The organism is Faecalimonas sp. LCP19S3_D12, from assembly GCF_052121495.1.
In the GTDB taxonomy this organism is placed as follows: Bacteria; Bacillota; Clostridia; order Lachnospirales; family Lachnospiraceae; genus Faecalimonas.
This window is the reverse complement of record NZ_JBQKED010000001.1, coordinates 45489-71044: the sequence shown is the minus strand read 5'-3', so window position 1 is coordinate 71044 and position 25556 is coordinate 45489. Positions and strand designations below refer to the sequence as shown.

20 protein-coding genes and 1 other annotated feature are annotated in these 25556 nt (G+C 41.0%); of the genes, 16 read left to right on the top strand and 4 right to left on the bottom strand.

Annotated elements, in window-relative coordinates; genetic code table 11:
- Window positions 1–68 precede the first annotated feature (68 nt).
- Window positions 69–1241, top strand: a complete 1173-nt coding sequence (locus tag ACTQXY_RS00335) for a substrate-binding domain-containing protein (protein ID WP_441657798.1) — start codon at window positions 69–71, stop codon at window positions 1239–1241.
- Here ACTQXY_RS00335 and ACTQXY_RS00330 read toward each other — a convergent pair.
- The 3 genes from ACTQXY_RS00330 to ACTQXY_RS00320 are packed head-to-tail and all read right to left on the bottom strand — an operon-like array spanning window position 1238 to window position 5767.
- Window positions 1238–2656, bottom strand: a complete 1419-nt coding sequence (locus ACTQXY_RS00330) for an ATP-binding protein (RefSeq protein WP_441657797.1) — start codon at window positions 2654–2656, stop codon at window positions 1238–1240. The genes ACTQXY_RS00335 and ACTQXY_RS00330 overlap by 4 nt on opposite strands.
- A gap of 1 nt (window position 2657) precedes the next feature.
- A complete protein-coding gene (locus tag ACTQXY_RS00325) occupies window positions 2658–3359 on the bottom strand; it encodes a response regulator (RefSeq protein WP_441657796.1) in 702 nt (233 codons plus the stop codon).
- Between the two features lie 32 nt (window positions 3360–3391).
- Window positions 3392–5767 (bottom strand): endonuclease MutS2, encoded by a 2376-nt coding sequence (locus tag ACTQXY_RS00320; RefSeq protein ID WP_441657795.1) that lies wholly within the window; start codon window positions 5765–5767, stop codon window positions 3392–3394.
- A gap of 97 nt (window positions 5768–5864) precedes the next feature.
- On the opposite strand from ACTQXY_RS00320, the gene ACTQXY_RS00315 reads away from it, so the two are divergent.
- The 14 genes from ACTQXY_RS00315 to rplL all read left to right on the top strand — a co-directional run bounded on the left by ACTQXY_RS00315 (window position 5865) and on the right by rplL (window position 20414).
- Complete coding sequence (locus ACTQXY_RS00315; protein WP_441657794.1) at window positions 5865–7118, top strand: PDZ domain-containing protein; 1254 nt, start codon at window positions 5865–5867, stop codon at window positions 7116–7118.
- A 13-nt stretch (window positions 7119–7131) separates the two neighbouring features.
- A complete protein-coding gene (locus tag ACTQXY_RS00310) occupies window positions 7132–8076 on the top strand; it encodes a 3'-5' exoribonuclease YhaM family protein (RefSeq protein WP_441657793.1) in 945 nt (314 codons plus the stop codon).
- A 116-nt stretch (window positions 8077–8192) separates the two neighbouring features.
- Window positions 8193–8582 carry a GntR family transcriptional regulator gene (locus ACTQXY_RS00305; RefSeq protein WP_441657792.1) on the top strand — a complete coding sequence of 130 codons (390 nt, stop codon included), beginning with the start codon at window positions 8193–8195 and terminating at the stop codon, window positions 8580–8582.
- 5 nt (window positions 8583–8587) lie between these two features.
- Complete coding sequence (locus tag ACTQXY_RS00300; RefSeq protein ID WP_441657791.1) at window positions 8588–9427, top strand: hypothetical protein; 840 nt, start codon at window positions 8588–8590, stop codon at window positions 9425–9427.
- Window positions 9424–10005, top strand: coding sequence for a hypothetical protein (locus ACTQXY_RS00295; protein ID WP_441657790.1), 582 nt, complete (start codon window positions 9424–9426; stop codon window positions 10003–10005). The genes ACTQXY_RS00300 and ACTQXY_RS00295 overlap by 4 nt, the downstream gene beginning before the upstream one ends.
- The gene (locus ACTQXY_RS00290) at window positions 9980–10357 is read left to right on the top strand and encodes a DUF3783 domain-containing protein (protein ID WP_441657789.1); all 378 of its coding nucleotides are present in this window, start codon (window positions 9980–9982) and stop codon (window positions 10355–10357) included. The genes ACTQXY_RS00295 and ACTQXY_RS00290 overlap by 26 nt, the downstream gene beginning before the upstream one ends.
- A gap of 155 nt (window positions 10358–10512) precedes the next feature.
- Window positions 10513–16752 carry a discoidin domain-containing protein gene (locus ACTQXY_RS00285; RefSeq protein WP_441657788.1) on the top strand — a complete coding sequence of 2080 codons (6240 nt, stop codon included), beginning with the start codon at window positions 10513–10515 and terminating at the stop codon, window positions 16750–16752.
- A gap of 171 nt (window positions 16753–16923) precedes the next feature.
- Window positions 16924–17073, top strand: a complete 150-nt coding sequence (rpmG, locus tag ACTQXY_RS00280; protein ID WP_044987260.1) for a 50S ribosomal protein L33 — start codon at window positions 16924–16926, stop codon at window positions 17071–17073.
- A 23-nt stretch (window positions 17074–17096) separates the two neighbouring features.
- Window positions 17097–17297 (top strand): preprotein translocase subunit SecE, encoded by a 201-nt coding sequence (gene secE / locus ACTQXY_RS00275; protein ID WP_441657787.1) that lies wholly within the window; start codon window positions 17097–17099, stop codon window positions 17295–17297.
- 30 nt (window positions 17298–17327) lie between these two features.
- Entirely contained in the window at window positions 17328–17843 is a 516-nt protein-coding gene (nusG, locus tag ACTQXY_RS00270) for a transcription termination/antitermination protein NusG (RefSeq protein WP_071144524.1), read from the top strand.
- Window positions 17844–17895: 52 nt separating this feature from the next.
- The gene (gene rplK, locus ACTQXY_RS00265) at window positions 17896–18321 is read left to right on the top strand and encodes a 50S ribosomal protein L11 (RefSeq protein WP_441657786.1); all 426 of its coding nucleotides are present in this window, start codon (window positions 17896–17898) and stop codon (window positions 18319–18321) included.
- 61 nt (window positions 18322–18382) lie between these two features.
- Window positions 18383–19075 (top strand): 50S ribosomal protein L1, encoded by a 693-nt coding sequence (gene rplA / locus ACTQXY_RS00260; RefSeq protein WP_004612832.1) that lies wholly within the window; start codon window positions 18383–18385, stop codon window positions 19073–19075.
- A 158-nt stretch (window positions 19076–19233) separates the two neighbouring features.
- Window positions 19234–19374, top strand: a sequence feature (ribosomal protein L10 leader region).
- 42 nt (window positions 19375–19416) lie between these two features.
- Window positions 19417–19950 (top strand): 50S ribosomal protein L10, encoded by a 534-nt coding sequence (rplJ, locus tag ACTQXY_RS00255; RefSeq protein ID WP_156556804.1) that lies wholly within the window; start codon window positions 19417–19419, stop codon window positions 19948–19950.
- 86 nt (window positions 19951–20036) lie between these two features.
- Window positions 20037–20414, top strand: a complete 378-nt coding sequence (rplL, locus tag ACTQXY_RS00250) for a 50S ribosomal protein L7/L12 (protein WP_022250263.1) — start codon at window positions 20037–20039, stop codon at window positions 20412–20414.
- Window positions 20415–20485: 71 nt separating this feature from the next.
- Here the strand turns inward: rplL and ACTQXY_RS00245 are convergent, their stop codons facing one another.
- Window positions 20486–21511, bottom strand: a complete 1026-nt coding sequence (locus ACTQXY_RS00245) for a DUF6033 family protein (protein ID WP_441657785.1) — start codon at window positions 21509–21511, stop codon at window positions 20486–20488.
- 195 nt (window positions 21512–21706) lie between these two features.
- On the opposite strand from ACTQXY_RS00245, the gene rpoB reads away from it, so the two are divergent.
- Window positions 21707–25555, top strand: a complete 3849-nt coding sequence (rpoB, locus tag ACTQXY_RS00240) for a DNA-directed RNA polymerase subunit beta (protein WP_441657784.1) — start codon at window positions 21707–21709, stop codon at window positions 25553–25555.
- Window position 25556 lies beyond the last annotated feature (1 nt).

The window sequence follows — 25556 nt, the reverse complement described above, 5'->3', positions numbered from 1 at the left end:
ATTTTTTTTGATTTTGGTGTATAGTGGTAAAGGATAAATTTAAGAATTGACTTAGGAGAATTATAAATATGAAGAAAAGATGGAAAATAATTGTAGGAATTCTTTGTATTGCTCTAATAGGAACAGCATGTTCGAAAAAAAAGGTAAACGATGGAGAAGAGCAGCAGACAACCATTAACAAGACTGGAAAAGAAGAAAATGAGAATCAGAGTAAGCTTGATGTACTTCGTCCGATTGCATATTCGAATGTTGAGAATCTGAATCTGGAACCAGGGTCATATATCTCTATCATAGGAAGAAACAGTGGTGACAGTTATTGGAATGAAGTGAAAGCAGGTGCGGAAAGAGCTGTTGCGGATATAAACTCCATGCTTGGATATAAAGGAGATGACAAGATTCGTTTGAATTTTAGTGGACCAAGCGAGAGCGATGATGTGGATGAACAGATTAATATTTTAGACGAAGAACTTGCCAGATATCCGATTGCAGTTGGGATTTCAGTGGTAGATGCGACAGCATGCGAGGTACAATTTGATCTTGCTGCAGAGAATGATATTCCGATTGTGGCATTTGATTCGGGAAGTGAGTATCAGGGAGTCGTAGCTACATGTTCCACGAACAATCAAGAGGCTGCAAAGACGGCGGCGTCAAAGCTTGCTTCTATCATGGATGAAAATGGGGAAGTGGCATTGATTATGCCGGATTCTCAGGCTATGAATACGAAGGAAAGAGAAAAAGGCTTCCGGGACGAAATTGCAGCATCGTATCCGAATGTGCAAATTGTGGATGTGTATTACATGGATCAGTTAGAGGAGAAGGCAAAGGCGATTGCGGAAGAAAAGAACGCAGCTAAAGCAGAGGGAGAAGAAGAGGTTCAGGCGGAATCACTGACACAGGAAGATGTTATAAAATATATTTTGGAGCAGCACCCGAATTTGAGAGGAATTTGTGCGATGAATCTAGGCGCGACAAAACTGGTAACAGATGTGTTGACTGAGTTGGAACGGGATGATATGAGTGTGGTTGCATTTGATGGTGGGAGCGATCAGATGAAATTGTTAAAAGAAGGCAAGGTGAATGGTCTGATTGTACAGAATCCGTATGGAATGGGATATGCGACTGTTGTTGCAGCGGCGAGAGATGTGTTAGATCTTGGTAATGAAGCGGTGATTGACAGTGGATATACATGGGTAACAAAGGAGAATATGAACAAGAATGCAATAAAAAGGATGCTTTATTAAGCATCCTTTTTAGCTCTTTTTAGCGAAAATGTAAATTCCGTGCCTACACCTTCGGTACTCACGACATTGATATTTTGCTTGTGTGCCTGAATGATTTCTTTTACGATGGAAAGACCAAGTCCCGTTCCTTTTTTGTCCTTTCCACGAGAGAGATCAGATTTGTAAAAACGCTCCCAGATTTTATTCAGACTTTTTTTGGGGATGCCGATTCCGTGGTCTTTAACAGATACAAACACCTTTTCATTGTGTTCTGTTGTTTCAATTATAATTTCGGAATCGTTTGGACTGAATTTGATTGCATTATCCAAAAGGTTATACAGAACCTGCTGGATTTTTCGTTTGTCTGCAGAGACATACAGTGTCTTTGCTGCAAAAAGCAGTTTGATAGAGATATGTTTGGCTGTACAGGTTCCTTCAAACGTAGCTGCTGTATTTTTGATGACTTCATGAATATCAAAGGACGTTTTTTCAAGAAGTAAATTCTTAGTATCAAACTGGTTCAGCGTCAGAAGATCCTGGGTTAAGTCGGTCAAACGTTCTGTCTCGAATAAAATAATCTTGAAATATTTGTCCTGCATTTCTACTGGAATTGTTCCGTCTGCCATCGCTTCCAAATATCCTTTGATGGATGTAAGTGGAGAGCGAAAATCATGGGAAACATTAGCAACAAATTTTTTTTGATAGTCATCCATATCTTTTAATTGCGTAGACATATAGTTTAGGGAAGCAGACAAATATCCAATCTCATCCTGTGTGTTGACCGGTATCTCGTACTCCAAATTGCCAGAGGCATATTGCTTTGCTGCTTCTGTAATTTTCCGAAGAGGGCGGTAGACAAAGAACTGAAATGCCGCCAGAATGGAAAAAGAAAGCAGGTAGATGACGAAAGCAGTAATATAAACCGGAAGTAAAAGAGTCTTACATTCTTCTTCTAAGTGTGAAACCGGTTTGTGAATGAGTAGATATCCTTTCACAACATAGCCGTTTGTCACAGGTGTAATGGTTGTAATCATATTTTCATCAAAATAATTGTGGTAGTTACCAATCTGATAAGTATCACTTCCGTTTTCGGCCGGATTAAAATTATCAATTTTATCTGGAGCCAAAGGCTGCCCGGATAAAGTAGAGGAGGTAATCAGTGTTCCATCAGCTTCCACAAACCATAAATTAGCAGTAGTATATTTTTGCATTCCTTCTAATTGCATATGGACATCTGGAAAAGAAATATCTTCTGAAAAATATTGGGGAAGATATTCCGAGGATAAGGTCGAAGCGTCGGTGTAAAGCCTCTCAGCAGTTGTTTTTTCCAAACGATAGGAGAGCATTTGAGGAGCAATTGCGGATACTGAAAATAAGATCAAGAACCCAAATGCAATGTAAACAATAAAAAATTTTAAATGTAATGCACTGCGCATATTATTTTACCTCGAATTTATAACCAATTCCCCAGACAGTGGCAAGTCCCCAGGTATCATGGTTCTTAATCTTTTCGCGAATTCTCTTAATATGGACATCGACAGTCCGCGTATCACCGACATATTCATATCCCCAGATTTGATCTAAAAGTTGTTCTCTCGTAAATACCTGATTTGGAGAAGAGGCCATGAAATACAAAAGTTCAAGTTCTTTTGGAGGCATCTCCACCTGTATGTTGTCGACAACAACAGAATAATTTGTAAGGTTGATGACGATCCCTGGATAGGAAACGCATTTGCCCCTTTCTTCAGAAGAGGTATCCGATTTTCCGGACTGATATCTTCGGAGTACGGCTTTTACACGGGCAACTAATTCCTTGGCATCAAATGGTTTGATAATATAATCATCTGCACCTAGTTCCAGACCGAGTACTTTGTCGAACACTTCACCTTTGGCTGATAGCATGATAATTGGAACGTTTGATTTGGAACGAATTTCTCGGCAGACCTGATAGCCGTCGATTCCCGGCAGCATCAGATCTAAAAGAACTAGATTCGGACTGTAACTGTCAAAGGCAGACAGTGCATCTTCACCATCGTGAACCATCATTGTATCAAAGCACTCTTTTGTAAGGTAGAGTGAGATTAGCTCTGCGATATTCTCGTCATCATCTACGATTAGTATTTTTTGTTTTGTTAACATTGACCTTCTCCTTTTCCATTGCGACTAAATGACTATTTGAATTCTACGATTGTAACACCGGCATCCCCTTCACCAAAAGCACCAAGACGGTAGGATTTCACATGTTTTTGGCGTTTCAGGTAGCTGTGGATTCCGTTGCGAAGCGCTCCGGTTCCCTTTCCATGGACGATACGAACAGGACTCACATGCGCAATGTATGCATCATCCAGATATTTATCCAGTTCGGCGATAGCCTCATCCACAGTCTTTCCAAGGAGATTGATCTCCGGGCTTACTGCAAGCGATTTGCTCATCTTCATCTTGCCGGTGGAGGTACGTCGCATCTGTTTGGCTGTGATGGTCATCGGTTCCTCGATGATCTCTAAATCCGAAATGTTCACTTGCGAACGAAGGATTCCCATCTGTACAAAAAGATTTCCTTTGGCGTCTGGGAGGGAGCTTACCGTTCCGGTCAGATTCATGCTGAGAACTTTCACGGACTCTCCTAATCTGAAATCGCTTGGTTTGTGCTGTTTCTTTGGTTTCTTCTTTTCCAATGTCATGCCGGATTGTGTCTTTGCCATTTTTTTGCGTAAACGTTCCCGTTCTCGTTCCATATCGGCTGCAGAGATATTTTCTTTTCCGAATTTTCGGAACTGCTTCATCGTCTCATCGGCAACTTCTTTTGCTTCACGCAGGATGGCATTGGCTTTTTCGTTTGCTTCTTTTATAATACGTTCTTTTTGTTCGGCTAATTTTTCCTGTTTGGCATCAAGACTATGTTTTAGCTTTTCAATCTCGCGTTTATAAGAGGCAATCTCAGCCTGCTCTTTTTCGATGGTGCGTCGGCTTGTCTCTAAATCGGCAAGTAAGTCTTCAAAAGATTCGTCTTGTTCAGACAGATGGCTTTTCGCACTTTCAATAATATAATCTGGAAGTCCAAGCTTGCTGGAAATGGCAAACGCATTACTTTTTCCCGGAATACCAATCAATAAATGGTAAGTTGGACGTAACGTCTCTACATCAAATTCACAGCAGGCGTTTTCCACACCTTTGGTGGATAGTGCAAATACTTTTAACTCACTGTAGTGCGTTGTTGCCATCGTTCGGATTCCTCTTTCATGCAAATAAGAAAGGATTGCGATTGCAAGCGCTGCTCCTTCTGTTGGATCGGTTCCTGCACCGAGCTCATCAAAGAGTACAAGAGAACGGTCGTCTACATCCTGCAGGAAAGATACGATATTCGTCATGTGTGAAGAGAATGTACTGAGACTCTGTTCAATACTCTGCTCATCCCCGATATCGGCGTATACATTTTCGAATACAGAAAGCTTGGAGCGGTCAAGTGCAGGAATATGCAAACCTGCCTGCCCCATCAGTGTAAATAAGCCGACTGTTTTTAAGGAAACAGTCTTACCGCCCGTGTTCGGCCCGGTCACGATGAGGAGATCAAATTCCTTACCGAGCATAATCGTAATCGGTACGACTTTTTTCTTATCTAAGAGTGGATGGCGTCCTTCACGGATATGAATATATCCGTCTGTATTAAAAATTGGACGGCTTGCATTCATGGAAAGTGCCAGAGCACCTTTTGCAAAAATAAAATCCAGTTCTCCGAGAATTGTGTAATTGCTGCGAAGTTCTTCGATGTATTCCGCAGCATCCACACTGAGTCTTGCCAGAATAATCTGAATTTCCTCCTGTTCCTTTCCGTAAAGTTCTTTTAAGTCATTGTTAAGTTTTACGACAGCCATCGGTTCAATAAAAAGTGTGGAACCGGTAGAAGACTGATCGTGAATCATTCCACTTACCTGACTGCGGTATTCTGCTTTCACCGGCAGGCAGTAACGGTCACCCCGCATTGTGATAATTGGATCTTGTAAATAGGAACGAAGCGACCCATTGACAAGGGAGGTCAACGTGGAATGTACTTTATCGTTGATCATTCCGATACTTCTGCGGATATGTTTTAAATTGCTGCTTGCATCATCACTGATCTCATCTTCTTCGATAATGCATCTTCGTATCTCGGTTGTAAGTGGAGTAAGCGGAGCTAACTGCTCGAAATAGCTGTCGAGGCAGTCGGCAAGTTCGTCCACGGTATCATGACGTCCGTAAGATTTGGCACGCCCCGCAGTCTCTGCTAATTTGCAGATGCGAAGAAGTTCTGCGCTGCTAAGAGCCGCACCGATCTCAAGGCGTTTCATGGAGTCTTCCACAGAGTAACATCCACTAAAAGAAGGTCGTCCTTTTTTCACAATTCGTGTAAATGCGGCGGCAGTCTGTTCTTCTGCTGTATTGATTTCTTCTAAGTCAGTCATAGGCAACAAAGTCTTGCAGCGTCTTTTTCCGCTGTCCGAAGATGCCTGATCTGTCAGAAGATTGATTATTTTGTCATATTCTAATTTTAATAATGTTTTTTGATTCATTTTTCTCACCCTGAGTATATTTTAACCTATTTGAGTTGCAAAGGAAAGAAGAAATATTGTATACTATAAAAAGGATTAGAAATAAGGAGAAATGAGTATGTCTATGGAAACGGATCACGGACCAGATCAGGAGCCGGAGAAATATTCTTTTTTACAAGAAAAAATCAAGGATGAAGTATTTAGCAGGAAAAAGGTGTTATATAAGATATCTTGGTTGGTTGGAAAAGGACTTCTCTTTGGAGTTACTGCCAGCATTGGTTTTTTTGCGTTAAAACCATGGGCAGAATCTACATTCCAGAAAAATCCGGATAAAATTGAAATTCCGAAAGATGAAGATATACAAGATACATTAGCAGAAGATACTCAGCCAGTGCAGCAAGAACTCACAATAGAAAGTTATAAAGAATTGAACAGTCTCCTTACACAGACATCTATAGAGGCAAAAAAGTGTGTAGTAGAAGTGGAAGGAATGCATGAAGATGGAAATCTGTTGAAAGAGGACGCTGGTGACGATTATAAAAGGGCAGGTGTTATTGTTGCAGATAATGGACAGGAACTTCTTATATTAACAGACGTGGGTGTGTTGACGGATGCATCGGAATTACAGGTCAGATTTGCAGATAATACAAGATATGTTGCGACGCTGAAAAAGAAAAGTGCAAACATCGGTATGGCGATTGTCGGGGTGGACAGAAGTTTGATAACAGACGCGACATGGTCAAGAATTAAGGTGGCAGATCTTGGCAATTCCAATGCGATGAGTCAGGGAAAAGCAGTGATTGCGCTCGGCAATCCATTTGGGTATAGTGATGGGATGGGTGTTGGAATCGTAAGCTCGATTCAGGAGAGCGTGATGCTCGCAGATGGAGAGTACAAAGTGATTGTGACAGATATGCCGGGAACAGCTCAAGGCAGTGGAATATTGTTTAATGTGGATGGAGCTGTTGTTGGAATTATTAATCCAAAGCTTGGTGGAGATATGGGCGTGATGACAGCATATGGAATTTCTTCACTTAAAAGCGAGATTGAACTGATGTCAAATGCAAAGGAAGTTCCATATATCGGAATTGTCGGGACACTAGTTACAGAGGAGATTTCGGCAGCTCAGAACATACCGAAAGGTTTTTGTGTAACAGAGGTGGAGACAGATTCGCCAGCGATGAAGGCGGGAATTCAAAATGGTGATATTATCACACACATAGATAAAAAGAAGATAGAATCTGTTGTCGGGTATCACAGTACAATGATTACACAGGATGTCGGTACCGAAGTTACGCTGACAGGGCAGCGTCGGGGGGCTGAAGAATATGTGGAGATTGAATTTACCGTCACAATCGGAATAAAAGAATAGAAAGAGGAAAGATATGAGATTTATTAACACATTACGCGAGGGAGAGACAATCAGGGGCATCTATTTATGCAAGACAAAACGCACGGCAGAGACAAGAAATGGGAAGCCGTATGATAACTTACTTCTTCAAGATAAGACAGGAACTTTGGACGGAAAAATCTGGGATCCAAATTCGGGGGGGATTGCAGATTATGATGAGATGGACTTTGTGGAAGTTCTTGGAGAGGTAATCAACTATAATAACAATTTACAACTCAATATTAAACAGCTTCGCAAACCATACGAAGATGAATACAATCCGGCAGATTATATGCCGACTACAGAAAAAAGCGTAGATGGCATGTATGAAGAACTGTTATCTTATATTGGTAAAGTAGAGAATACATATCTTCATCAGTTGCTTGAGTATTATTTTGTGAAAGATGAGGCGTTTATCAAACGTTTCAAAAATCACTCAGCAGCAAAGAGTGTGCATCATGGATTTGCGGGCGGACTTTTGGAGCATACATTGAGTATCTTGAAAATGTGTGAGTATTATGTCAGTGCATATGAGATTTTGAATCGAGATTTGTTATATACAGCAGCTATTTTTCATGATATAGGAAAGATAAAAGAGCTGTCATCCTTTCCAGAGAATGATTACACAGATGACGGGCAGTTGTTGGGACACATTGTGATCGGGGTTGAGATGATTGGAGAGGGAGTGCGTACGATTGACGGGTTTCCGCAAAAGCTTGCAAGTGAATTGAAACACTGCGTAATTGCACATCATGGGGAGTTGGAATATGGTTCTCCGAAAAAACCAGCACTTGCCGAGGCGGTAGCATTGCATTATGCAGATGCGACAGATGCGAAAATGCAGACGCTGACAGAGATATTTAAAGAAAAAGAAGGCAATAAGGATTGGCTCGGATACAGCCGTTTGTTTGAATCGAATTTAAGAAGGAGTAGTATCTAAAAGATTGAGTTTGATTAGGGGGGATTGAGAAATCCCCCCTAAATCATTGTAATTAAGTATTAAATGTATTATAATAAATAATACTTAAATTATGACGAAATAAAAGAGGTGATTGTATGATTTTATCATTAGATATGGGAAGTGATATTCCAATCTATGTGCAGCTGCGGAACCAGATTGTGACAGGCATCGGTAGGGGGGAGTTAAAAGTGGGAAACCGACTCCCGACTGTTCGGCAGCTTGCACAGGATGCGGGGGTAAATGTGATGACTGTCAATAAGACGTATCAGTTGTTGAAGATGGAGGGATTTGTTGAGATTGATCGAAGAAAAGGGGCGACAATATGTCCGGCGTGGGAGACTGCAGGACGATTTCGAGAAAAACTGGAATCTGAGTTGGAACTGCTTTCAGCGGAAGCGTGCCTAAAGGGCATGAGTCAAGAAGAATTTCTGAAAATTTGCAAAGAGATGTTTCAAAATATGCATCCGACGTCAGTGGAGGGGTGAGTTTTATGGAAATGGCAATTATAATGTCGATTATTTTCTTGTTTACAGATGCGATGATGGTTGGAGTCTGTATGTTTGCATATGGGGGAAAAGAAGAGTACAGTGAAGGGATGATTTTTGGTGTTCACATTCCGAAAGGGAACGTGGAAGAAGAGGTTGTACAAGTAATCGCACAGAAATATAAAAGGCAGTTCAAAAAATTTCAACACTGGAACATGCTTTTGGGAATATTGGTATGTGGGTTGGCATTTGTCAGTATGGGAATTTTTATGATTGCTTGGACAGTCTGGCTTATCGAATATATTGGGGGAATCTATTGGTTTGTCTATGGGACACACCAGAAAATGTATCAATTGAAAGTGGAAAGGGGATGGATTGTGGAGACGACGAAGCAGACAATCTATATTGATACAGAGGTTTCTGTGTATTCGGATAAAATGCCGTTGCCTAAAAAATGCTATATTCCTATATTTTTGTTGACTGTTGTGATGATGCTCTTTCCGCAGATGAAAAAATATCTAAGAGAAGATGTAACTGGTTATGTGCTGTTTGGAATTGCGGTTGGAATGAATTTGTTTTTCTTACTTTTTCACTGGTGGGTGGAACGAAGACCGAATGTAGTATATAGTAAAGACAGTAAGACAAATTTGGCATTGAATCGATTAACGAAGCGAACATGGACGATGTGTCTGTTTATCTGTGCAGCAGTGAATACGGCGGCATGGGTATATATGTCTATCTGTATGATGAAAGATCAATGGCTGGCCACGGGGGACTTTTTTGTATATATTGCATTACACATGACTGCCGGTATATTTCTTGCGGGGGACTATGTTGGCTTTTGAAGAAGAAAAAAGAGATTGCATCTACGGATGTGGAAATGATTGAAACGGATGATGATGTGTACTGGAAAAATGGATGGTACAGTAATCCTCACGACAAAAGGCTGTTTGTGCAGGATTGCATGTGTGGTATGAATTATTCTATGAATATGGCGAAGACATCGGCGAAAATATTTACGGCGGTAATAAGTGCCGTGGTCATAGGATGTGCTGTATGGATTGCAGCGATTTTAGTTGAATTTGCGACCACAGAGGTGACAGTCGAAATGAAAAATGGTATTATGGATATACGTGCAGCTTCTTATGATTATCAGATTAAGACAGAGGATATTCTGGCTGTAAAAATGATAGAGGAAATGCCGAAAGATAATTTTTACAGGAGTAACGGTGGAGATACTGACAAGTATTTAATTGGACATTTTAAAGGAAAAGAAATTGGAAAATGTATGTTGTTTCTTTATAAGGAAGAAACTCCGATTTTGGAAATCCAATTAAAAAATATGACCGTATTCTTAAACAGTGAAAATGAAAAAGAGACAGAGGAGTGGTATAACTATGCGAGAGACCGTGTTGTTGATTAATTTTGAAGATCAGAAACAGTTGAGAGAACTGAAAATGATTTTGTTTACACTAAAGATTCGAATGAAGAAGGTTGAGAAAGAAGACTATTTACAACAGATTGGCTATTTGGCAGGGATAAAAGAAATGGAAGGCATAGAGGCAGTTTATGAAGGAGAAGAACTGGAAAAAGAGATGATGGTATTCGCTGGAATATCCAATCAAAGACTTGATCAGATTCTCCTTATGATGAGAAAAAATGGAGTAAAGCGAGTAGATTATAAAGCGATTCTGACCGAAACGAACAAGACATGGACAGTTCCAAGGCTCTATGAAGAGATTTCGAAAGAGCATGAGCAGATGCGTAGAGTATAATAATGCCAAAGATTTTTGTGTGAGAGATGGAAAATATGGATAGAATTGATAAAAAATAATGAAAAAACCAGTTTGAATTGTTGAAAATGTTGGTCTGATGAGATATAATAATATGCAGTTCTAAGAAAATGATACTAAAAAGATTGGGGGATACTATGGAAAGAAAAGAGATTAGACGCGTAGTAGCGTCGGCATTGGCAGCAGTGTTAATTGCACCGAGCTTTGGCAGTATGACTGTTGCGTATGCAAAAGAAGCGCAGAACCCAGTAAATCAAGAAACACAGATGTCATCAGACAAAGAAGTGGTATATGTGAATACATATAGTGATGCCACAGTGCGAGAACAGAATTTTGATGATAACTGGAAATTCTATCTGGGGGATGCGAGTGGCGCAGAAGGCAAAAACTTTGATGATTCTCGTTGGAGAAATGTAAATTTACCACACGATTACAGCATTGAGCAAGAGTATTCTAAATCAATGGAAGCAGAAAGCGCTTATCTTCCAGGAGGAACAGGCTGGTACAGAAAGCACTTTATAGTGTCGGAAGACATGAAGGGAAAAGAACTCCGCATTGATTTTGGTGGCGTTTATATGAATGCTACCGTGTGGGTGAATGGTGAAAAGCTTGGTACGCATCCATATGGATACACACCATTCTCGTTTGATATTACTGACTTGGTAGAATACGGAAAAGAGAATGTAATTACAGTGAAGGTGGATCATAAGACACCTTCAAGCCGCTGGTATTCAGGAAGCGGTATTTACCGCAGCGTGAATCTTTCTGTAATGGACAAAGTTCACGTAGACTTGTACGGAACAAAGATTGAGACACCGAATTTGAAAACAGAAAAAGGCGGAACTGTAAATATGTCTGTAAAGACAACAGTTGCCAATGAAAATAAAGAGGCTGCAAATGTTGTGCTTACACATACAATTTACAAAAAAGGAACAGAGGACAGCATCGGAACTGTGACAACAGAGGCGAAGTCGATTGAAGCAGGACAAAGAGCTGATATTGAAGCGACTCTGCCGGCAAATAAGCCTGCTTTATGGAGTACAGAGAATCCAAATCTTTACACTGTTAAGACGGAAGTGAAGGTAGGGGATACTGTGGTAGATACATATGAGACAGAGTATGGATTTCGCTATACAGAGCAGAATGGAAGTACCGGATTCAAACTGAATGGTGAACCGATGAAGTTGAAGGGTGTATGTATGCACCACGATCAGGGTTCGCTCGGTGCGGAGGCGAATCGTCGTGCAATCGAACGTCAGGTAGAGATTCTGCAAGAGATGGGTTGTAACTCTATCCGTGTGACACATAACCCGGCGGCAGACGAATTGATTGAGATCTGTAATGAAAAAGGTATGCTTGTCATCGAAGAGGCATTCGACGGTTGGATGTATAATAAAAATGGTAATAATCAGGATTATGCAAATTGGTTTGAAAAGGCAGTTGAAGAAGATAATAAGATTATCGGCGGAGACGCACAGCCGTTAGAAGCAGCATCAAGTGATGACATTCTTGGAAAAGTGGGTGGATTGTCATGGGCGCAGTTTGATTTGACAAGCATGATTAAGCGCGGACAGAATGCTCCATCGATTATTATGTGGTCTTTAGGTAACGAGATATGGGAAGGCGCTGGTGGTGAAAATGATTTCCCGAAAGTTGCGGAGACGCTGATTGATTGGGCGAAGAAGCTGGACAGCTCTAGACCGGCGACTATTGGTGACAACAAGCTGAAAGCGCAGAACCCTAATTCATGGGCGATGGCAGCTTCATTGCAGAAAGCAGGTGGGGCAATTGGTGCTAACTACTGTGATGCAGAACAATATAAGACGGTGCATGACAAATATCCAAACACGATGTTATATGGTTCGGAGACTGCATCAGCAATCAACAGCCGCGGCGTATACTACAAGGCGGATGGCAATGAATCGAATCAGGATTTGACTTCTTACGATGAAAAGTCAGTCGGCTGGGGAGCGGTAGCAAGTTCTGCTTGGTATGATATTATTACGAAAGACTATATGGCGGGCGAGTATGTATGGACAGGCTTCGACTATCTTGGAGAGCCGACACCGTGGAACGGTACTAATGGAGGCGCGAAAGGAACATGGCCTTCTCCGAAGAACTCATTCTTTGGTATCGTGGATACGGCAGGACTTCCGAAAGATTCTTACTACTTCTATCAGAGCCAGTGGAATGAGGGTGTGAATACACTGCATGTGCTTCCGGCATGGAATCAGGATGTTGTGGCAAATGTGAACGGACAAGTTCCGGTTGTCGTATATTCCGATGCGGCAGCAGTAGAGCTGTTCTTTACACCGGCGGGAAGCGATGAGAAAAAATCACTTGGTAAAAAGACATTTACAGAGAAAACGACGGATGCAGGATACAAGTACCAGATATATGAAGGGGAAGGCAAGAGTAATACAGCGCATAAGAATTTGTATCTGACATGGAACGTTGCCTACGAAGACGGAACGATTACAGCGGTTGCATATGACAAGTCCGGCAAAGAGATTAAAGAGACGGAAGGGCGTTCTTTCGTGACAACAACAGGTGACGAAAAGAAACTAGATGCAAAAGTTGACCGCAAAGAGATTGATGCAGACGGAAAAGACCTTGCATATGTTCAGGTGGACGTGACAGACAAAGATGGTAATATCGTACCGGATGCAAAGAACCGTGTGACGTTTGATGTGGAAGGTGACGGAGTTCTTGTTGGTGTGGATAATGGATGGCAGACAGACCATGATTCTTATCAGGCAGATAATAGACGGGCATATAATGGTTCTCTGATTGCGATTGTACAGTCTACAAAGACAGCAGGAGAATTTACGGTAACTGCGAAAGCAGATGGTTTAGAGTCTGATGCTGTGAAAGTGACTACAAAAGCAGTTGGTGATGGAGAAGAGACAGAAAAACGTGTGGACAGCTTCTATATGTCAAAGACATATTATGTGAAGACAGGCAATGAAGTGGTGCTCCCAGAGAAGATTGAGACTCGTTATACAGACGGCGCATCGGAGGAACTTCCGGTAGTTTGGGAAAAGAAAGAACTTCCAGAAGAGGGTGTGGTTGGTATAACAGGCACAGTGAATGGTCTTTATTCGGTGTCCGTAATCGTGTATGTAATCGACCAGCTTGGCGGTCTGATGAACTACACAACGACAACACCGGTTGGCACAGTGCCAGTAATTCCAGAAACAAGACAGGCGATTGCGGCAGACGGAACAATTATGGATGCCTCATTCCAAGTGGCATGGGAAGATGTGGCAGAAGATGCTTATAACAAAGAAGGTTATGTAACTGTACATGGAGTTGCAACTGTTCTTGGTGATGTGTTGCCGGTGACAGCGACTGTACGTGTGCAGAATGAACAGATTAAGATTGAAGGAAGTATTGATAAATATTTGACGTTGACACAGAATATTCCAGAAGGCAGCCAGTCAGATACATTGACAGCTATTTGGGATGGAAAGACAGAGATTGGTTCAAATACAGGAGGCGGACCAAATCCGACTGCTTGGACGAACTACCAGTATTCTCAGGAAGGTCACAATACTGCAGAGATTACATTTGAATATGCAACACAGCAGAGACTTGGAGAAGTGGTGATTCACTTCTTTAAAGACAGCAATTCCGCAACTTATCCGGGTGCGGGCAAGACAGAGATTTATGTTGCTGAATCGGCAGACGGACCATGGACTAAAGTGGATACAACAGAGAAGATTGGCGAGGAAAAGAATAATGTAAAACCATATACATATTCATTTGCGCCAGTGACAGCAACATTCATAAAGTTCAAACTGACCAATGCAGAGAAGCAGACAAAAGCAGACGTGAAACCATGCACGGGTATTACAGAGATTGAGATTAAAAAAGCGGTGGGAAGCTTTGTGACAAATACAACAGCAGGCTTAGAATCTTTGGTTGTGGATGGAAAAGAAGCGACAGAAAAAGATCTTGAGGCAGGCACATATTACTTGCCGGCAAAAAGTGCAACTGTAACAGCAACAGGCGCAGATAATGCGTCGGTGACCGTTCTTCCGGCAAACGATAAGAAGATTCTTGTATTGCTTGAATCGGAAGACCATAAGACAAGAGATGAATTTACTGTATATTTGGAGCAGGAAAAGCCACTCGCTCCAGAAGATAGCAGCAAAGACTATCCGGTGAACAAACTGACGGCATTTGCGGATAGCGCATTCGCCGGAACGGGAACTGAAGGACCGGCGAATTTGGTTCTTGACAATAATGCTAGTTCACATTGGCATACAAATTATGCTAATGGTTCACAGGACGGAAGCGATGTCGAGAAACGCTGGGTTGGCTTGAGACTTGACAAAGCGTCAGAAGTGACCGGTATCCGTTATCTTCCAAGAAATGGCAATGGAAATGTTACAGAATATCGTGTAGAATATCGTGATACGGAGAATGGTGAATGGAAAGAAGCGACAAAAGGAACATTTGAAAATCCGAGTTCGGGATGGAAGTTAGTGACATTTGATGCTGTGACAGCAAAAGAGGTACGCTTGGTGGGCGTTCACACAAATGCAGCGGATGGCGCAGATAAACATATGACAGTGGCAGAACTTCGTGTCGTATCTACAGAGACGACAGGAGCGGGAACGTCAGAGGATTATCCGGTAGGGAAGATTACGGGAACAGCAGGAAGCACGCAGGGCAGTAACCCAGTGGAGAAAGCGTTGGATGATAATACAGGAACATGGTGGCATACGTCATGGGCTCAAGATTCTAAACCTGAAAAAGCTGATCTTTGGTATCAGATGGAACTAAAAGAGACGGTGAAATTAGACCAATTGCGTTATTATCCTAGATATGAGAGTGATGATGTAAGTAAGGGACATCAAAACGGATTTATAAGCAAATACAAAGTGGAAGTAAGCACAGACAAACAGAAATGGACGACTGTTGCGACAGGAGATTGGACACCGAAAGCGGGATGGCTGGAAGCAAACTTTAATGAGCCGACAGAGGCAAAATATATAAAAATCACAGGCGTAGAGACGATGTCAAATGGTCAAAAAACAACATCAGACATGGCTATCGCAGAAGTCCGCCTCCGCATGGTTGCTGATGAAAGCACAGAAGAACCGAAACCGGGAGACAGAACAAAGCTTGATGAGGCAATCAAAGCGATTGAAGAAGAAGGATTGAAAGAAGCGGATTACACAGCATACACATGGAGCATTCTCCAAGATAAATTAGGTGAAGCAAAGAAAGTCAACAACAATGAAAAGGCAACACAGGAAGAGGTTGATGATGCACTGAAGGCTTTGAATGCGGCAAAAGGTTCTATTGTGAAGAAAGCAGATAAAACAGAACTTACTAAGGCAATTCAGGCGGCAAACGCTTTGAAGCAAGAGGATTATACAGCGAAATCTTGGGAGGCAATGCAAAAAGTATTGGCTATTGCGGAGACAGTTCTGAATGGCGAAAATGTAACACAGCCTTCAGCGAAAGCGGCAACAGATGCGCTGAACAGAGCGGTTAAAGAACTTGTTTCGGCTTCGGCAGAAGCGACAGTTACAATTGATATTGATGGAACTGTGACAGAAGAAAAAATCCTTAAGGGAGAAAAACTCGGAGAGGTCCTTCCGAAAGATCCGGCTAAAGATGGATACACATTCCAAGGCTGGTTTACACAAAAAGATGGAAAAGGAGACAAAGTTACAGCTGAGACAATTGTAAAAGATGACATGAGTATTTATGCATACTTTACAAAAGATGGAGGTACAAATCCACCGGAAAAAGGCGAGTTTACAGTTACATTCAATGTAGATGGAAAAACTCAGGAAGTAAAGGTGGAAGAAGGAAAAGCAATTGGAGACAAACTTCCTGAAAATCCAACAAAAGACGGATACACATTTAAAGGCTGGAACACGAAAGCAGATGGAACAGGTACGGTAGTGACAAAAGATACAATTGTAAATGCAGATATGACCGTATATGCAGTATTTGAAGAATATCCGGTGCCTCCGACTCCAGAAGAAGTAGACAAAGAAAAAGCACAGAAATATTATGATGACTGTCTTGAGTACTACAAGAAAGACAACTATACAGCAGAAAGCTGGAAAGTTTACGAAGAAGCTATGAACGGATTGAAAGCAGCTCTTGCAAATGAAAACATTTCAAAAGAAGATTTGCAGGCAGCGGTTGATGCGGTTGCAAAGGCGGCGAAAGAACTGAAAAAAGTGGATGTTGTAACACCTGACAAGGACAAAGATAAAAATTCTAAAGGTGATGGTATTAAGACGGGAGATAACACCTCAATAGGTGCAATCATAGGAGTTGTAGTTGTGGCAGTTCTTGCAATTGGTGCAATTGTTGGTGTGATTATCAGCAAAAAGAGAAAAAAATAAATCAGCATATTGAGAAAATCGATATGAAAAAATAAGACTTGACGCCCATTCGCTGGTATGGTACACTGTACTAGCGAATGGAAGTAGGTCTTTTTTTTATGCCTAAAATTGGGCGGTCTCGCAAACTGCCAAGTAACATGTAAAAGAAATAAATAAAGCGAGGTGGAAGTTGTGCGCACAAGAATCACATTGGAATGTACAGAATGTAAACAGCGTAACTACAATATGACAAAGGATAAGAAAACTCATCCGGAACGTATGGAAACAAAAAAATATTGTAAGTTCTGCAAATCACACACAATGCACAAAGAAACAAAATAGTTTGTGGAAAGGAAGTGAATGGAATGGCTGAAAAAAAAGAGAAAGCCAAAAAGACAAGCTGGTTCAAAGGTCTTAAAGCAGAGTTTAAAAAGATCATTTGGCCGGATAAAAAAACACTTGCTAAGCAGACTGTGGCAGTTACGGCGTGCTCAATAGTATTAGGAGCGATTATTGCGGTTGTTGATGTCATTGTGAAATATGGTATTGACTTCTTGGTGAAGTAATAGCTGCCAGCAATTATGAAAGGTGATTTTATGTCAGAAGCAAAATGGTATGTAGTTCATACCTATTCTGGGTATGAAAACAAAGTAAAAGCAAACATTGATAAGACGATTGAAAACAGACACCTTGAGGATCAGATCTTAGAAGTAAGAGTTCCTATGCTGGAAGTTGTTGAGATGAAAAACGGAACGCAGAAAGCAGCTCAGAAAAAAATGTTCCCTGGATACGTGATGATTCATATGATTATGAATGATGATACATGGTATGTCGTGAGAAATACTAGAGGGGTGACAGGATTTGTAGGTCCGGGATCCAAACCGGTTCCGCTTACAGAGGCTGAGATTGATGCTCTTGGAATTATGGATGCAGACATTGTTGTAGACTTTGAGATTGGTGAGGTTGTAAAAGTTACCAAGGGAGCATGGAAAGATACGGTTGGAGTAATCCAGGAAGTGAATGCTCAAAAACAAAGTCTTGTAATCAATGTAGAATTGTTTGGTCGTGAAACGCCAGTAGAAATAAGTTTCTCAGAAGTGAAAAAAATGTAACAAGTAAAAGTGGGAGGGAAATCCCCGCGAATACCACAAGGAGGTACACAAAATGGCAAAAAAAGTACAAGGTTATATTAAATTACAGATTCCAGCTGGAAAGGCAACTCCAGCACCACCGGTTGGTCCAGCACTTGGTCAACATGGTGTAAACATTGTTGAATTTACAAAACAATTCAATGCTAAAACTGCAGATCAAGGTGATTTGATCATCCCTGTAGTTATCACAGTTTACAATGATAGAAGCTTTAGCTTCATCACAAAGACACCACCGGCAGCAGTTTTGATTAAAAAAGCTTGCGGATTAAAATCTGGTTCAGGTGTTCCAAACAAAACAAAAGTAGCTAAGATTACAAAAGCTCAATTGCAGGAGATCGCTGAATTAAAAATGCCAGACTTAAATGCTGCAACAGTAGAAGCTGCTATGAGTATGATCGCAGGAACATGCAGAAGTATGGGTGTAACAGTAGAAGAGTAAAATTGTAAACATGTAACGTGGGAGGGGCTCTCCCGATATTACCACTAGGAGGTTATTGAATATGAAACGAGGAAAGAAATATGTAGAAGCTGCGAAATTGATCGAAAGAGGAAATCTTTACGACAAAGAAGAAGCAGTTGCATTAGTTAAAAAATCTGCAGTAGCGAAATTCGATGAGACAATTGAAGCTCATATCAGAACAGGTTGTGACGGACGTCATGCAGACCAGCAGATCCGTGGTGCTGTTGTATTACCACACGGAACAGGTAAAAAAGTTCGTATCTTAGTATTTGCAAAAGATGCAAAAGCTGAAGAAGCAAAAGCAGCAGGAGCAGATTACGTAGGAGCAGAAGACTTAATTCCGAAGATTCAGAACGAAGGATGGTTTGAATTTGATGTTGTAGTTGCTACACCAGATATGATGGGTGTTGTTGGACGTCTTGGTCGTGTACTTGGACCAAAAGGTTTAATGCCAAACCCGAAAGCTGGTACAGTAACAATGGATGTTACAAAAGCTGTTAACGATATCAAAGCTGGTAAGATCGAATACAGATTAGATAAGACAAACATTATCCATGTGCCACTTGGAAAAGCTTCTTTCACAGAAGAACAATTAGCGGACAACTTCCAGACGCTTATTGATGCAATTATGAAAGCGAAACCAGCAGCTGTTAAAGGACAGTACTTAAAGAGCGTTACTTTAACATCTACAATGGGACCGGGTGTGAAAATTAACCCAGCTAAATTAGTATAATTGATATTCAAAAATATATGAAAAGAGTTATTGCCAGACTGGTTTTCGGTCTGGTAATAACTTTTTATATTACCGGGAGTCACTTGTTTTGGCTCTACCTATAAATAATTATTTAAAGAATTTGAAAAACAGCTTGACATATAGAAAAAAACATGATAATTTGTATTAGGAAACTGCCGAAGACAGTAGGTGCCGAAAGGCATAAGTAGTGAAACGCCTACCGAGGAGATTTGAATTCGATGAATTATGTGAATTTACTGTCCTCTTGTCGTATGGCGAGAGGATTTTTTATCTTTATTCGAACGGCGGTACACAATAATCTATAAGGAGGTGCACCATTCGTGGCAAAAGTTGAATTAAAACAACCAATCGTTGCAGCAATCGCTGAGGACGTAAAAGATGCAGCATCAGTTGTATTAGTTGATTATCGTGGATTAACTGTAGCTCAGGATACAGAATTACGTAAACAATTAAGAGAAGCAGGAATCATCTACAAAGTTTGCAAAAACACAATGATGAAAAGAGCGTTCGAAGGAACTGATTTTGCAGGATTGAACGAATACTTAGAAGGACCAAGTGCTATTGCTATTTCTAAAGATGACGCTACAGCACCAGCTAGAATTATTTGCAAATTTGCAAAAGGAGCTGAAAAATTAGAAGTAAAAGCAGGTGTGGTTGAAGGAACAGTATATGATGTTGCTGGAGTTCAGGAATTATCAAAAATCCCTTCAAGAGAAGAATTACTTTCCAAATTCCTTGGAAGCATTCAGTCACCTATTACAAACTTCGCTCGTGTTCTTAATCAAATCGCTGAAAAAGGTGGAGAGGCAGTAGAAGCTCCAGCTGAAGCAGCAGAAGAAGTAACAGCTGAGTAATTGTAAGACTCAGAGAAGATTCAAGAAGAATCAGACAGGATACAGTCCTGAAAATCAAAACATTTAAAACAATGGAGGTAAATAAAATGGCAAAATTAACAACAGCTGAAATGATCGAAGCGATCAAAGAATTATCAGTATTAGAATTAAATGAATTAGTAAAAGCATGTGAAGAAGAATTTGGTGTATCTGCAGCAGCAGGTGTTGTAGTTGCAGCAGCAGGTGGAGACGCAGCTGGAGCAGCTGAAGAAAAAGATGAATTCAACGTAGAATTAACATCAGCAGGAGCATCTAAAGTTAAAGTAATCAAAGTTGTTCGTGAAATCACAGGACTTGGATTAAAAGAAGCTAAAGAAGTCGTAGACGGAGCTCCTAAAGTAATCAAAGAAGGTGTTTCTAAAGCGGAAGCTGAAGAAATCAAAGCTAAATTAGAAGCAGAAGGTGCATCTGTAGAATTAAAATAATTGTTTTGATCGATAGAGACAAAATATATTTTGGGGCGTTGTAAGAATTAACTTGCAACGCCCCAATTCGATTAAACAGAAATATTAATAGAAACACTAACAGTAACAGGCGAAGTTTCGATGGAAGAAGCGGGTGAAACTGGTGTATAACTCGGTGGAAGAGCCGATGGTGAAGAAATCTGTGCTCCTATGATATTCTGATATTTGAGTTCTTCTGCAGATGGATTTGGAAAAATATCGTCCATGCAAATCGTCTGGCAATGTTCCTGCCCTTTGCGAGCAATCCGTTTTTTTTGTAATTGTTCGGTTAGAAGTTTTTCGAGTTTTATTTTTTGCCGTTTGGCTGCGAGTTTTTTTTGCTCATAGATTCGTTCTTCTTTGTGAAGTCTTGCAATTTTAATATTTCCATTTTGAATCACTGCTTTTATTTTTCGGATAATGGATGCGGCTTCTGCCTTGTCTGTGACTTCCAGTTTTACTTTTGATATTTCGCTGTATTTGGATGCGATGAGTCCGCGTACAGAAGTTACATTTTTGGCGTTGGCGAGACGCATCATATTAGAGCTATGAGAATATTTGTAAGGTGTTTTATAGGGTGTGTCTTTCTTTGTCTCATAATGTGAAAAGTCAAATCCATAAGGATTTTTCTCGGAAGATGGAACATAAGGAAATTGTTCACGATTTTCTGAGGATGCTGTCCATGTGGATAAATTGGCATTTTCATCTAACACTAATCCCATAGAAGTCAGTGTTTTTCCCGATAACAATGTTTCGAATTGAGCGTTTTCCTTATACTTTGAGAAATTATCCAATATGCCTGTAACTTTGTTATAGACAGATGTATCTGCAAGCATTTTGTCTAAAAGCTCCGGTGCGATTATAACATTGTTTGTTCCGCTGGATGCAGAAGCGTAGTCTTTTAACTCCGATTGATTAGCAAATGATAAGAATGTAAAATTTAGATGGTTGTACTTGCTCTTCAGTTCATCTATGAGGCTGTCTACGGTTTTGAATGTGTCGGAACCAGAGGGGATTTTCGAATTTTCAAAGGAAGAATGTATCTGAGGGGAATTGCCTGATAAAGCCTCTAATTTCAATTCTTGACCTCCTTTCTGTTATGAATGTCTTTGATTAATATATCGGTTTTAAATCGCAAAAATAAAGTCTTTCTAAAAAATAATTGACAAGCCTGTTTTTTTGTGGTAGGGTTAAAGATGCACTATTGTGGAGTAGTATGGACTATTGAATGCAATGTAACCCAGAAAAATATATATACGAGGAGTGAAACGTCAATGGAGAAAAACAGAATTCGTCCCATCACAAACGGAAAAAGTTCGCGTATGAGCTATGCAAGGCAAAAAGAAGTATTACAGATGCCGAATTTAATTGAAGTTCAGAAAAATTCTTATCAGTGGTTTCTGGACGCAGGATTAAAAGAAGTGTTTGAAGATATTTCACCAATCTCTGACTACAGCGGTCATCTGAGCCTTGAGTTCGTAGATTTTACACTATGCGAAGATGATGTAAAGTACACCATCGAGGAATGCAAAGAGCGTGATGCAACTTACGCGGCACCTTTGAAAGTGAGAGTAAGACTTTATAATAAAGAAACAGATGAAATTAACGAGCACGAGATTTTCATGGGAGATCTTCCGCTTATGACAGCGACAGGTACTTTTGTGATTAATGGTGCTGAACGTGTTATCGTAAGTCAGTTAGTTCGCTCTCCTGGAATCTACTATGCAATCGCGCACGACAAAGTAGGTAAAGAATTATATTCTTCTACAGTAATCCCAAATCGTGGTGCATGGTTAGAGTATGAGACAGATTCGAATGACGTATTTTACGTTCGTGTTGATAGAACAAGAAAAGTACCGATTACAGTGTTAATTCGTGCACTTGGTATCGGAACAAATCCAGAGATCTTGGAACTGTTCGGTGAAGAACCTAAGATTTTAGCAAGCTTTGGAAAGGACGTTGCTGAGAATTATCAGGAAGGTCTATTAGAGTTATACAAAAAGATTCGTCCGGGTGAGCCTCTTGCGGTGGACAGTGCAGAGAGCCTTATCACAAGCATGTTCTTTGATGCAAGACGTTATGACCTTGCAAAAGTAGGACGTTACAAATTCAATAAGAAGTTAGCGCTTCAGAACCGTATCACAGGTCAGGTATTGGCAGAGGATGTTGTGAATGCGATGACAGGTGAAGTGGTTGCTGAAAAAGGTGAGAAGTTATCGAGAGAAAAAGCCACAGCAATCCAGAATGCGGCAGTTCCATATGTATGGATTGACGTAGAAGGTGAGGAACGTAATATCAAAGTGCTTTCTAATATGATGGTGGATTTGGGAGCGGTTGTAGATATTGATCCAGAAGAGGTTGGCGTGACAGAGGCAGTGTACTATCCGGTGCTTGCTGGATTATTAGAAGAAACAGCTGGGGACATTGACGAATTAAAAGAAGAGATCCATAAAAATATACATGAATTGATTCCAAAACATATTACAAAAGAAGATATTTTAGCGTCTATCAACTATAATATTCATTTGGAATATGGAATGGGAACAGATGACGACATCGACCACTTAGGTAACAGACGTATCCGTGCGGTCGGAGAATTACTACAGAACCAGTACAGAATCGGTCTGTCAAGATTGGAAAGAGTGGTTCGTGAGAGAATGACGACTCAGGACTTAGAGGGAGTTTCACCACAGTCATTGATTAATATCAAACCGGTAACAGCAGCTGTAAAAGAGTTCTTTGGTTCTTCACAGCTGTCACAGTTCATGGATCAGAACAACCCTCTTGGTGAGTTGACGCATAAGAGACGTTTGTCTGCACTTGGTCCAGGTGGTCTTTCAAGAGACAGAGCTGGATTCGAGGTGCGCGACGTGCATTATTCTCACTACGGAAGAATGTGTCCTGTTGAGACACCGGAAGGTCCTAACATCGGTCTGATTAACTCGCTTGCGACTTATGCGAGAATCAATCAGTATGGTTTTATTGAAGCACCATACCGTAAGATCGACAAGACAGATCCGAAGAATCCGGTTGTGACAGAAGAAGTAGTTTACATGACAGCAGATGAAGAAGATAACTATCATGTGGCGCAGGCTAATGAACCTCTTGATGCAGAGGGACATTTTATTCACAAAAATGTGGCTGGTCGTTATCGTGAAGAGACACAGGAATATGAAAGAACAGCATTTGATTACATGGATGTATCACCGAAGATGGTATTTTCCGTGGCGACAGCGCTGATTCCGTTCCTTGAAAATGATGACCCTACCCGTGCGCTTATGGGATCAAACATGCAGCGACAGGCGGTGCCTCTTATGATGACAGAAGCTCCGGTTATCGGTACAGGTATTGAGACAACAGCAGCGGTAGACTCTGGTGTATGTATTGTGGCAGAGCAGGCTGGTGTGATCGAGCGTTCTACTTCGAAAGAGATTGTTGTAAAGCATGATGATGGAACAAAGAAAACATATAAATTGACAAAATTTTTGCGCAGTAACCAGAGTAACTGCTACAACCAAAGACCAATCGTTGTCAAAGGGGAAAAAGTAGAAGCCGGACAGGTGATCGCAGATGGTCCTTCGACATCTAATGGTGAGATGGCTCTTGGTAAGAACCCATTGATCGGTTTCATGACATGGGAAGGTTACAACTATGAGGATGCTGTATTGCTGAGTGAAAGATTAGTACAGGATGATGTGTATACATCTATTCATATTGAAGAGTATGAGGCGGAGGCGCGCGATACGAAATTAGGACCTGAGGAGATTACACGTGATATTCCGGGGGTCGGTGATGATGCGCTTAGAGATCTGGATGATAGAGGTATTATTCGTATTGGTGCAGAGGTTCGTGCAGGGGATATCTTAGTTGGTAAAGTAACTCCGAAGGGAGAGACAGAACTGACAGCAGAAGAGAGATTACTTCGTGCAATCTTTGGAGAAAAAGCAAGAGAAGTAAGGGATACTTCCCTGAAAGTACCTCACGGAGAATATGGTATCGTTGTAGATGCGAAAGTATTTACAAGAGAGAACGGTGATGAGCTTTCACCAGGAGTAAACCAGGCAGTTCGTATTTATATCGCGCAGAAGAGAAAGATTTCTGTTGGTGATAAGATGGCTGGTCGTCACGGTAACAAGGGTGTTGTTTCCCGTGTACTTCCTGTAGAAGATATGCCATTCCTTCCAAACGGACGTCCGCTTGATATCGTGTTGAATCCGCTTGGTGTGCCGTCGCGTATGAATATCGGACAGGTGCTTGAGATTCACTTGAGTCTTGCAGCGAAAGCACTTGGATTTAATATCGCAACACCGGTATTCGATGGTGCGAACGAGATCGATATTATGGATACATTAGATCTGGCAAATGACTATGTAAACCTTGAATGGGAAGAGTTCGAGAAGAAACATGGTGAAGAGTTACTTCCGGAAGTATTACAGTATTTATCAGATAACAGAGAACACAGAAAATTGTGGAAAGGTGTTCCGCTGTCACGTGATGGTAAAGTTCGTCTTCGTGATGGACGTACAGGAGAATACTTTGACAGCCCTGTTACAATCGGACACATGCACTATCTGAAACTGCACCACTTAGTAGACGATAAGATTCATGCTCGTTCTACTGGTCCTTACTCACTGGTAACACAACAGCCGTTAGGTGGTAAGGCTCAGTTTGGTGGACAGAGATTCGGAGAGATGGAAGTTTGGGCACTGGAAGCATATGGTGCATCATATACATTACAGGAGATCTTAACTGTGAAATCGGATGATGTTGTTGGTCGTGTGAAGACATACGAAGCAATCATCAAAGGAGATAATATACCAGAACCGGGTATTCCGGAATCATTCAAGGTACTCCTGAAAGAACTTCAGTCATTGGGACTTGATGTGAGAGTATTGCGTGAAGATCAGACAGAAGTTGAGATTATGGAGACAATCGATTACGGTGAAACAGATTTACACTCCATTATTGAAGGAGATAGAAAGTATAACTCTGAGAATGAATCTTATGGAGAGCATGGCTTCAGCCAACAGGAATTTGCAGGTGAAGAGCTTGTGGACGTAGAGGAAGAGGAATTTGAAGAACCGGATGACATCGATTTTGACGATATGTTAGACGAAGAATAGG

What these genes read in the sequence shown, in the direction of transcription:
- ACTQXY_RS00335 (WP_441657798.1), top strand. Translation starts at nt 69, where the DNA reads ATGAAGAAAAGATGGAAAATAATTGTAGGAATTCTTTGTATTGCTCTA.
- ACTQXY_RS00330 (WP_441657797.1), bottom strand. Translation starts at nt 2,656, where the DNA reads ATGCGCAGTGCATTACATTTAAAATTTTTTATTGTTTACATTGCATTT.
- ACTQXY_RS00325 (WP_441657796.1), bottom strand. Translation starts at nt 3,359, where the DNA reads ATGTTAACAAAACAAAAAATACTAATCGTAGATGATGACGAGAATATC.
- ACTQXY_RS00320 (WP_441657795.1), bottom strand. Translation starts at nt 5,767, where the DNA reads ATGAATCAAAAAACATTATTAAAATTAGAATATGACAAAATAATCAAT.
- ACTQXY_RS00315 (WP_441657794.1), top strand. Translation starts at nt 5,865, where the DNA reads ATGTCTATGGAAACGGATCACGGACCAGATCAGGAGCCGGAGAAATAT.
- ACTQXY_RS00310 (WP_441657793.1), top strand. Translation starts at nt 7,132, where the DNA reads ATGAGATTTATTAACACATTACGCGAGGGAGAGACAATCAGGGGCATC.
- ACTQXY_RS00305 (WP_441657792.1), top strand. Translation starts at nt 8,193, where the DNA reads ATGATTTTATCATTAGATATGGGAAGTGATATTCCAATCTATGTGCAG.
- ACTQXY_RS00300 (WP_441657791.1), top strand. Translation starts at nt 8,588, where the DNA reads ATGGAAATGGCAATTATAATGTCGATTATTTTCTTGTTTACAGATGCG.
- ACTQXY_RS00290 (WP_441657789.1), top strand. Translation starts at nt 9,980, where the DNA reads ATGCGAGAGACCGTGTTGTTGATTAATTTTGAAGATCAGAAACAGTTG.
- ACTQXY_RS00285 (WP_441657788.1), top strand. Translation starts at nt 10,513, where the DNA reads ATGGAAAGAAAAGAGATTAGACGCGTAGTAGCGTCGGCATTGGCAGCA.
- secE (WP_441657787.1), top strand. Translation starts at nt 17,097, where the DNA reads ATGGCTGAAAAAAAAGAGAAAGCCAAAAAGACAAGCTGGTTCAAAGGT.
- nusG (WP_071144524.1), top strand. Translation starts at nt 17,328, where the DNA reads ATGTCAGAAGCAAAATGGTATGTAGTTCATACCTATTCTGGGTATGAA.
- rplK (WP_441657786.1), top strand. Translation starts at nt 17,896, where the DNA reads ATGGCAAAAAAAGTACAAGGTTATATTAAATTACAGATTCCAGCTGGA.
- rplA (WP_004612832.1), top strand. Translation starts at nt 18,383, where the DNA reads ATGAAACGAGGAAAGAAATATGTAGAAGCTGCGAAATTGATCGAAAGA.
- rplL (WP_022250263.1), top strand. Translation starts at nt 20,037, where the DNA reads ATGGCAAAATTAACAACAGCTGAAATGATCGAAGCGATCAAAGAATTA.
- rpoB (WP_441657784.1), top strand. Translation starts at nt 21,707, where the DNA reads ATGGAGAAAAACAGAATTCGTCCCATCACAAACGGAAAAAGTTCGCGT.